We start from the raw sequence: 8,650 nt of genomic DNA on the forward strand, positions 1-8,650 counted from the left end.
CTTACTGGTACACAGGCAATAAATTAAAGCTCGACAGGATATGTACCAGCGCGTTACCGACACCAAAAACCAGAATCAGGACAATCATCGGCTTACCACCCCAGACACGGAATTTCGGGCTACCAAAGCGCTGACGCGATTTACGTGCCAGCAGCGCCGGAACAATCGCGGCCCAGATGGTCGCCGCCAGTCCTGCATAACCAATGGCATACAGGAAACCGTTCGGCCACAGCAACCCACCGGCGATTGGCGGCACAAAGGTAAGCAGCGCCGTTTTGAAGCGCCCCAGCGCCGAATCATCGAAACCAAACAGATCCGCCAGATAGTCAAACAGTCCCAGCGTCACGCCGAGGAATGAACTCGCCACCGCAAAGTTGGAGAACACCACCAGCAACAGGTCCAGACTGCGACTGTTCAGCACGCCGCTTAGCGCCTGAACCAACACATCAATATTGCCGCCCTTCTGCGCGATACCGATAAACTCTGGACGCGGAATGTTTCCCATCGTCCCCAGCAACCAGACGGAGTAGAGCACCAGTGCCAGCAGCGTACCGTAGACCAGGCACTTCACAATAGTGCGCGGATCTTTGCCGTAGTATTTCATCAGGCTCGGGACGTTACCGTGGTAACCAAATGACGCCAGACAGAATGGCAGCGTCATCAACAGGTACGGCGTATAAGAGGCGTGACTTTCCGCGACGTTAAACAGCGTGGTCGGCGTGACGTGCCCGAGCAGACTGCCGAAGGTCAGGAAAAAAGTAATGACTTTCGCACCCAGCACGATCGCCGTCATGCGACTCACCGCTTTGGTGCTCAACCACACCACAAACGCCACCAACAGGGCAAAGCCAAATCCTGCCGCACGCGCAGGCACATTCAGCGACATTTCGCTGAAGGTATGGTGCAAAATCGAACCGCTCGCCGAAATATAGGCGTAGGTCAGGATATAGAGCACGAAGGCAATAGAAATACCGTTGACGACGTTCCAGCCTTTGCCCAACAGATCTTTGGTGATGGTGTCGAAGCTTGAACCGATACGATAGTTGAGGTTGGCTTCGAGGATCATCAAACCGGAATGCAGCATGCAGAACCAGGTAAAGACCAGCGCCGCCATTGACCAGAAAAACCACGCCCCGGACATGACCACCGGCAGAGAGAACATCCCTGCGCCGATAATGGTGCCGCCGATGATCACCACGCCGCCGAGCAGCGAAGGTGATGTCTGGGTGGTGGTTAGTGTTGCCATTTAGCGATTTCTCCAGCGAATAATGTTGTGACCGCATTTTAATGCGTTGCACTGTACCAGTACAATAGTACAAATGAAATAAAAAAAGCCCCGATAGTTTTACCGGGGCTGTATCTATTACTTTACGTCAGTAAGCAAGAAGTTTACGCGTCACGACGACGGCTGGAACCTTCTTCACGACGTGGTGCACGGCTACCTTCACGACGCTCGCCGCTGAAACGACGACCATCACCACGACCGCCTTCACGACGCTCACCGCCGAAGCCACGACCGCCTTCACGACGCTCGCCACCAAAGCTACGACCACCGCCACGACGTTCAGTGTGCGGCTGTGCATCGCCCAGCAGCTGCATGTTCATCGGCTTGTTCAGGATGCGAGTGCGCGTAAAGTGCTGCAGGACTTCACCCGGCATACCTTTCGGCAGTTCGATGGTGGAGTGCGAAGCGAACAGCTTGATGTTACCAATGTAACGGCTGCTGATGTCGCCTTCGTTTGCAATCGCGCCAACGATATGACGAACTTCAACGCCATCATCACGACCCACTTCAATGCGGTACAGCTGCATATCGCCAACGTCACGACGTTCACGACGCGGACGGTCTTCACGGTCGCCACGCGGGCCACGATCGTTACGGTCGCGCGGACCACGATCGTCACGGTCGCGGAACTCACGCTTCGGACGCATCGGCGCATCTGGCGGCAGAATCAGCGGACGTTCGCCCTGCGCCATCTTAAGCAGAGCGGCAGCCAGAGTTTCGATATCCAGCTCTTCGTCTTCCGCCGTCGGCTGCAGTTTCGCCAGCAGCGCACGGTACTGATCCAGATCGCTGCTTTCCAGCTGCTGCTGTACTTTAGCCGCGAATTTTTCCAGACGACGTTTGCCCAACAGTTCTGCGTTCGGCAGTTCAACTTCCGGAATGGTCAGCTTCATCGTGCGTTCAATGTTACGCAGCAGACGACGCTCGCGGTTCTCAACGAACAGCAGCGCACGGCCTGCACGACCCGCACGACCGGTACGACCGATACGGTGAACGTAAGACTCGGAATCCATTGGGATATCGTAGTTTACGACCAGGCTGATACGCTCAACGTCCAGGCCACGGGCCGCAACGTCGGTTGCAATCAGAATATCCAGACGACCGTCTTTCAGACGTTCCAGGGTCTGCTCACGCAGCGCCTGGTTCATGTCGCCGTTCAGCGCGGCGCTGTTATAGCCGCTACGCTCCAGCGCTTCAGCCACTTCCAGAGTCGCGTTTTTGGTACGAACGAAGATAATCGCCGCATCAAAATCTTCCGCTTCCAGGAAACGCACCAGCGCTTCGTTTTTACGCATGCCCCAGACAGTCCAGTAACTCTGGCTGATGTCCGGACGGGTAGTGACGCTGGACTGAATGCGCACTTCCTGCGGCTCTTTCATGAAGCGGCGGGTAATGCGACGAATCGCTTCCGGCATGGTGGCAGAGAACAGAGCGGTCTGATGACCTTCCGGGATCTGCGCCATGATGGTTTCAACGTCTTCGATGAAGCCCATACGCAGCATTTCATCGGCTTCGTCCAGTACCAAACCGCTCAGACGAGACAAATCCAGGGTACCGCGTTTTAAGTGATCAAGCAGACGACCCGGCGTACCGACGACGATCTGCGGCCCTTGACGCAGGGCGCGTAACTGCACGTCATAACGCTGGCCGCCGTACAGGGCAACCACGTTCACGCCGCGCATGTGTTTAGAGAAATCCGTCATCGCTTCGGCTACCTGAACCGCCAGTTCGCGGGTCGGTGCCAGCACCAGAATCTGAGGTGCCTTCAGCTCAGGATCAAGATTGTTGAGCAGCGGTAAAGAGAACGCTGCCGTTTTGCCGCTACCGGTCTGGGCCATACCCAGAACATCGCGACCGCCCAGCAGATGCGGAATGCACTCTGCCTGGATTGGAGATGGTTTTTCGTAACCCAGATCGTTAAGGGCTTCAAGGATAGGAGCCTTCAGGCCCAGATCTGCAAAAGTGGTTTCGAATTCAGCCATGTAGTACGTGTGCCTCAAAATTAATGGCGGCCAGTCTACATAACTCATCATGAAATTGATCTGCAATTTTCATTGAAAAGTGTGAACCGGCTCAAAGTAGGTGTATTAACGAACAACAACGCCCTCACCCGCGAAGGTGATGGCAATCAAAAAGATTACGGGCTGATGTGTACGTCAGCTATTGCTGGTCCGATTCTGCCAGGTCATCTTGGTCCTGGCCCAGGAGCGATAATTCCAACAATGCATATCGGTGCTCAACAAAGTTATGAACGTTGTTAGCCACCGCCAGTTTGAACAATGCCGTAGCGTTGTCCAAATCCCCCAGACTTAGGTAGTACTTACCTAAATAGAAGTTGGTTTCACTGAGATGCTCAGCGAGCGAGGTGTTATCCGTTGCGTCCGCCTTGAGCCTATCCATCAGCGTTGCTTCGCTAATGTTGCCCAAGTAGAACTCGACAATGTTCCATCCCCATTGTTCTTTATCCGATTTCTCGAAGCGCTGTTTCAGCGCGACTTTTGCCTGCTTCTCATCGAGCTTCTGCTCGGCGAGATAAAGCCACAGGCTGCGGAAAGGATCATTGGGATCGTCTTGATAAAACGCCAGCAGATCATCTTGCGCTAACTTGTCGCGACCGCCGTAATACAATGCGATACCGCGATTTAAGTGCGCGTAGTTGTAAGTTGGATCAAGCTCAAGTACAGAATCAAACGCTTCATAGGCAGCATCAAAATTGCCTGCCTGCGTTAAATAAATGCCTAAGTAATTGAATACTTCAGGCATATCAGGTCGGATTGCCAGCGCTTGTGAAAAATCATTTCGCGCCAATGCCCTCAGACCGAGACTATCATACAACACTCCGCGCTCATATAAAAGCTGTGCGCGTTCGTCATCGGTTAAAGCCCGACTGGCAAGAATTTGTTCCATGCGTGCCAGAATCACTTCCTGCTGCAAAGTCGGTTGCAATGGTACTGCGAGGACTTCACTCTTACGCCAGGTGGAGTTACTGCATCCAGCCAGCGTGAGTGCTGTTGCCACGAAACACCAGCGCAAAAAAGGCTTCATTTCCCACTCCCGAAGACAACGATTAATTGAACGTCCTGTTCCCCGGTTGCTAACAAGGCGTCCTGCCAGGTTAAAAGCCCTCCGCAACGGCGGAGGGCAAATGGCAACCTTACTCGCCCTGTTCGCTTACCGGAGCTTCCGGTGCTACGGCAGGCTGAGATTGTTCAGTTGCTTCTTTAATGCTCAGACGTACACGGCCCTGGCGGTCAACTTCCAGAACTTTAACCGGTACTTCCTGGCCCATCTGCAGGTAATCGGTCACTTTCTCAACGCGCTTATCTGCGATCTGCGAGATGTGTACCAGACCTTCTTTACCGCCGCCGATGGCAACGAACGCACCAAAGTCGACGATACGGGTCACTTTACCGTTGTAGATACGGCCCACTTCGATTTCTGCGGTGATCTCTTCGATACGGCGAATTGCGTATTTCGCTTTTTCACCGTCGGTTGCTGCGATTTTCACGGTACCGTCATCTTCGATTTCGATGGTGGTGCCAGTCTCTTCGGTCAGCGCACGGATCACAGAACCGCCTTTACCGATCACATCTTTGATTTTGTCCGGGCTGATCTTAATGGTGTGGATACGCGGTGCAAACTGAGAAATGTCGCCGCGTGGCGCGTTAATCGCCTGTTCCATCACGCCCAGGATATGCAGACGCGCACCTTTCGCCTGGTTCAGAGCAACCTGCATGATCTCTTTGGTGATACCTTCAATTTTGATATCCATCTGCAGCGCAGAGATACCGTCGCGGGAGCCCGCAACTTTGAAGTCCATATCGCCCAGGTGATCTTCGTCGCCCAGGATGTCAGACAGAACAACGTAGTTGTCGCCTTCTTTCACCAGACCCATCGCGATACCCGCAACGGCCGCTTTGATCGGCACGCCTGCGTCCATCAGCGCCAGAGAGGCACCACACACAGAAGCCATGGAAGAAGAACCGTTGGATTCGGTGATTTCAGAAACCACACGCACGGTGTACGGGAATTTATCCAGATCCGGCATCACTGCCAGCACGCCGCGCTTCGCCAGACGACCGTGACCAATTTCACGACGCTTCGGAGAACCGACCATGCCGGTTTCGCCGACGCAGTACGGAGGGAAGTTGTAGTGGAACAGGAAGTTGTCAGTACGCTCGCCCATCAGTTCGTCGAGGCTCTGCGCATCACGGGTGGTACCCAGAGTTGCGGTAACCAGCGCCTGAGTTTCGCCACGGGTGAACAATGCGGAACCGTGGGTACGTGGCAGTACGCCAGTACGCACGTCCAGACCACGGATCATGTCTTTTTCGCGGCCATCGATACGCGGCTCGCCGGCCAGTACACGGCTACGCACCACGTTTTTCTCGATTGCGTGCAGGATTTCACCCAGTTCGTTAGCGTCCAGGGACTCATCTTCTGCAACCAGCGTTGCGATGGTTTCAGACTTGATCACGTCAACCTGAGCATAACGCTCTTGTTTGTCGGTGATGCGGTAAGCGTCGCTCAGGCGAGATTCTGCCAGGGCTGCAACGCGCGCGTTCAGCGCTTCGTTCACTGCTTCCGGCTGCCAGTCCCAACGTGGTTTACCGGCTTCTTTCACCAGTTCGTTGATTTCTTTGATAACCACCTGCTGCTGTTCGTGACCAAACACGACAGCACCCAGCATCTGGTCTTCGCTCAGCAGTTCTGCTTCGGATTCAACCATCAGTACGGCGGCTTCGGTACCGGCAACCACCAGATCCAGCTTGCTCTCTTTCAGCTCGTCCTGAGTCGGGTTCAGTACGTACTGGTCATTGATATAACCCACACGTGCTGCACCGATTGGGCCGTTGAACGGAATACCAGACAGAGACAGTGCAGCAGAGGCACCGATCATCGCGACGATATCCGGGTTAACCTGCGGGTTAACGGAAACGACGGTTGCGATAACCTGAACTTCGTTCACGAAACCTTCCGGGAACAGCGGGCGAACCGGGCGGTCAATCAGACGCGCGATCAGGGTTTCGCCTTCACTTGGACGGCCTTCACGACGGAAGAAGCTGCCTGGGATGCGGCCAGCAGCGTAGGTACGCTCCTGATAGTTAACGGTCAGCGGGAAGAAGTCCTGGCCCGGCTTCGCTTTTTTCTGGCCGACAACGGTCACGAATACCGCCGTGTCATCCATGCTAACCATAACAGCGGCAGTGGCCTGACGGGCCATCATGCCGGTTTCCAGCGTAACGGTATGTTGACCGTACTGGAATTTACGAACGATCGGATTAAGCAAAATAATATCCTTTCCAATTTTTTGGCGACACAGACTGAATCGCCGTTAATACCCGATCTTCTGCGCATCCTCGCGACTAATGACAACCCTAACCCATACGAAATTGGGTAAAGCCTCTCATTAGCCGCGCGAACCTCTGCAACGGAAGATCATTCATAGCAACAATACAATAGTTTCCAGTGAATTGCTGCCATCTGCTTGAAAAAAGGGGCCATGAAGGCCCCCTTTTACGAAACTCGCAAGAATTAGCGACGCAGACCCAGACGCTCGATCAGCGCGGTGTAGCGTGCAACATCTTTACGTTTCAGGTAGTCGAGCAGTTTACGACGCTGAGAAACCATGCGCAGCAGACCACGACGGCTGTGGTGATCTTTTTTGTGCTCTGCAAAGTGGCCCTGCAGGTGGTTAATCTGTGCAGTCAACAGTGCAACCTGAACATCGGTAGAACCGGTGTCGTTTGCATCACGACCGAACTCAGAAACGATTTTAGCTGTAGCTTCAGTACTTAGAGACATTTTAAAACTCCAAAGTATTAAGTATGAAAGGACGCCGATCTCTAATTCAGCGTTCCCAGTGTACGCCAGGTGAACTGTTAAAAAATTCACGCGACGTTAAGCGGCAGTATTCTACTCGTAGCGCCTTCTTATCGCAAGACGAACCCGTGCTACGCCGGATACTCCACCACTAATCGGCGAGGCGCCACGCGACCTTCGTCGTCGATCTCGCCCATACCGATAAATTTACCGTCATCACCTTCCGTGACACGGACTAACCCTTCCAGCGGGGCGCCGTTCGTGCGAACCGGGTTACCGTTTTTGAAGTAAACCGATGAGGTTAGCGGCAAATTAACGACAGGGTAGTCCGATGCCGGACTGTCCATCGGCATCAACAGCGGATCAAGCAACTGTGCTGCCGGGATCCCCTGTTGCTCCGCCTGTTCGACCATTTCACGCAGACGCTCCAGCGTGACCATACGATCCACCGGATATTTGCTGACCGTCAGACGACGCAGGAAGATCACATGCGCGCCACATCCCAGCTTCTCACCCAGATCGTCAATAATAGTACGAATATAAGTGCCTTTCGAACAGTGCACTTCCAGCTCCAGTTCATCCCCTTCATGACGGATAAACAACAGCTCGTAAACGGTAATCGGTCGGGCTTCACGCGGCACTTCAATGCCCTGACGCGCGTATTCGTACAGTTTTTTACCCTGATACTTCAGCGCCGAATACATCGATGGCACCTGCTCGATATCACCGCGGAACGTGTCCAGCGCGGCCGCCAGTTGATCAGGGGTGAAGGTGACCGGGCGCTCCTGTACGATTTGCCCATCGGCATCCGACGTGTCTGTACGCTGTCCCAGACGGGCAATCACCCGATAACGCTTGTCAGAATCCAGCAGATACTGCGAAAACTTGGTCGCTTCCCCGAGGCAAATCGGCAGCATGCCGGTCGCTAACGGATCCAGCGCCCCGGTATGCCCGGCGCGATTGGCGTTATAAATGCGTTTAACTTTTTGCAGTACGTCATTGCTGGACATGCCCTGCGGCTTATCCAGCAGCAGGACACCATGAATGTCGCGACCACGACGACGAGGACGACTCATTAGTCCTCCTTGCTGTCGTCCGGGTTTACACGACGTTCTTCATCATGTTTAACCACGTTGGTCACCAGGTTGGACATGCGCATCCCTTCCACCAGCGAATTATCGTAGAAGAAGGTCAGTTCCGGCACGATACGCAGTCGCATCGCTTTACCCAGCAGGCTACGGATGAAGCCGGACGCTTCCTGTAACGCTTTGATGCCTGCCTTGATAGCGTCTTCATCTTTGTCATTCAGGAAGGTGACATACACTTTGGCATACGCCAGATCGCGAGACATTTCGACACCGGAAACGGTGGTCATCATGCCCAGACGCGGGTCTTTAATTTCGCGCTGCAGGATGATTGCGATCTCTTTTTGCATCTCCTGTCCCACGCGCTGCGGGCGACCAAATTCTTTCGCCATAATAAATTCTCCAGACAAAAAAGGGGCCCTAAGCCCCTTTTAAAAATTATTGCCGGGTGGCGCTT

General features: G+C 54.0%; 8 protein-coding genes. All 8 read right to left on the reverse strand.

The window, feature by feature from the left end; all coding sequences use genetic code 11:
• Nucleotide 1: 1 nt before the first annotated feature.
• Nucleotides 2-1,246, reverse strand: a complete 1,245-nt coding sequence (mtr, locus tag JTI98_RS02270; protein WP_044263633.1) for a tryptophan permease — start codon at nucleotides 1,244-1,246, stop codon at nucleotides 2-4.
• 143 nt (nucleotides 1,247-1,389) lie between these two features.
• Nucleotides 1,390-3,267 (reverse strand): ATP-dependent RNA helicase DeaD, encoded by a 1,878-nt coding sequence (deaD, locus tag JTI98_RS02275; RefSeq protein WP_042998279.1) that lies wholly within the window; start codon nucleotides 3,265-3,267, stop codon nucleotides 1,390-1,392.
• Nucleotides 3,260-3,340, reverse strand: a complete 81-nt coding sequence (gene yrbN / locus JTI98_RS02280) for a protein YrbN (RefSeq protein WP_010723222.1) — start codon at nucleotides 3,338-3,340, stop codon at nucleotides 3,260-3,262. Before yrbN ends, deaD begins: the two co-directional genes overlap by 8 nt.
• A 105-nt stretch (nucleotides 3,341-3,445) precedes the next feature.
• A complete protein-coding gene (nlpI, locus tag JTI98_RS02285) occupies nucleotides 3,446-4,330 on the reverse strand; it encodes a lipoprotein NlpI (protein ID WP_042998280.1) in 885 nt (294 codons plus the stop codon).
• 109 nt (nucleotides 4,331-4,439) lie between these two features.
• On the reverse strand, nucleotides 4,440-6,575 hold the full coding sequence (gene pnp / locus JTI98_RS02290) for a polyribonucleotide nucleotidyltransferase (protein ID WP_216081888.1): 2,136 nt from the start codon (nucleotides 6,573-6,575) through the stop codon (nucleotides 4,440-4,442).
• 245 nt (nucleotides 6,576-6,820) lie between these two features.
• The gene (rpsO, locus tag JTI98_RS02295; RefSeq protein ID WP_000059465.1) at nucleotides 6,821-7,090 is read right to left on the reverse strand and encodes a 30S ribosomal protein S15; all 270 of its coding nucleotides are present in this window, start codon (nucleotides 7,088-7,090) and stop codon (nucleotides 6,821-6,823) included.
• A 149-nt stretch (nucleotides 7,091-7,239) separates the two neighbouring features.
• A complete protein-coding gene (truB, locus tag JTI98_RS02300) occupies nucleotides 7,240-8,184 on the reverse strand; it encodes a tRNA pseudouridine(55) synthase TruB (protein ID WP_044328584.1) in 945 nt (314 codons plus the stop codon).
• On the reverse strand, nucleotides 8,184-8,585 hold the full coding sequence (rbfA, locus tag JTI98_RS02305; RefSeq protein WP_042998283.1) for a 30S ribosome-binding factor RbfA: 402 nt from the start codon (nucleotides 8,583-8,585) through the stop codon (nucleotides 8,184-8,186). The genes truB and rbfA overlap by 1 nt, the downstream gene beginning before the upstream one ends.
• Nucleotides 8,586-8,650: the final 65 nt, after the last annotated feature.

This window comes from Citrobacter sp. MGH 55 (assembly GCF_016906145.1).
GTDB classification, from domain to species: Bacteria; Pseudomonadota; Gammaproteobacteria; order Enterobacterales; family Enterobacteriaceae; genus Citrobacter_A; species Citrobacter_A amalonaticus.

Bases quoted from the DNA above. Each gene is read 5' to 3' on its own strand.
- mtr (WP_044263633.1), bottom strand. From the start codon at position 1,246: ATGGCAACACTAACCACCACCCAGACATCACCTTCGCTGCTCGGCGGC.
- deaD (WP_042998279.1), bottom strand. From the start codon at position 3,267: ATGGCTGAATTCGAAACCACTTTTGCAGATCTGGGCCTGAAGGCTCCT.
- yrbN (WP_010723222.1), bottom strand. From the start codon at position 3,340: ATGAAAATTGCAGATCAATTTCATGATGAGTTATGTAGACTGGCCGCC.
- nlpI (WP_042998280.1), bottom strand. From the start codon at position 4,330: ATGAAGCCTTTTTTGCGCTGGTGTTTCGTGGCAACAGCACTCACGCTG.
- rpsO (WP_000059465.1), bottom strand. From the start codon at position 7,090: ATGTCTCTAAGTACTGAAGCTACAGCTAAAATCGTTTCTGAGTTCGGT.
- truB (WP_044328584.1), bottom strand. From the start codon at position 8,184: ATGAGTCGTCCTCGTCGTCGTGGTCGCGACATTCATGGTGTCCTGCTG.
- rbfA (WP_042998283.1), bottom strand. From the start codon at position 8,585: ATGGCGAAAGAATTTGGTCGCCCGCAGCGCGTGGGACAGGAGATGCAA.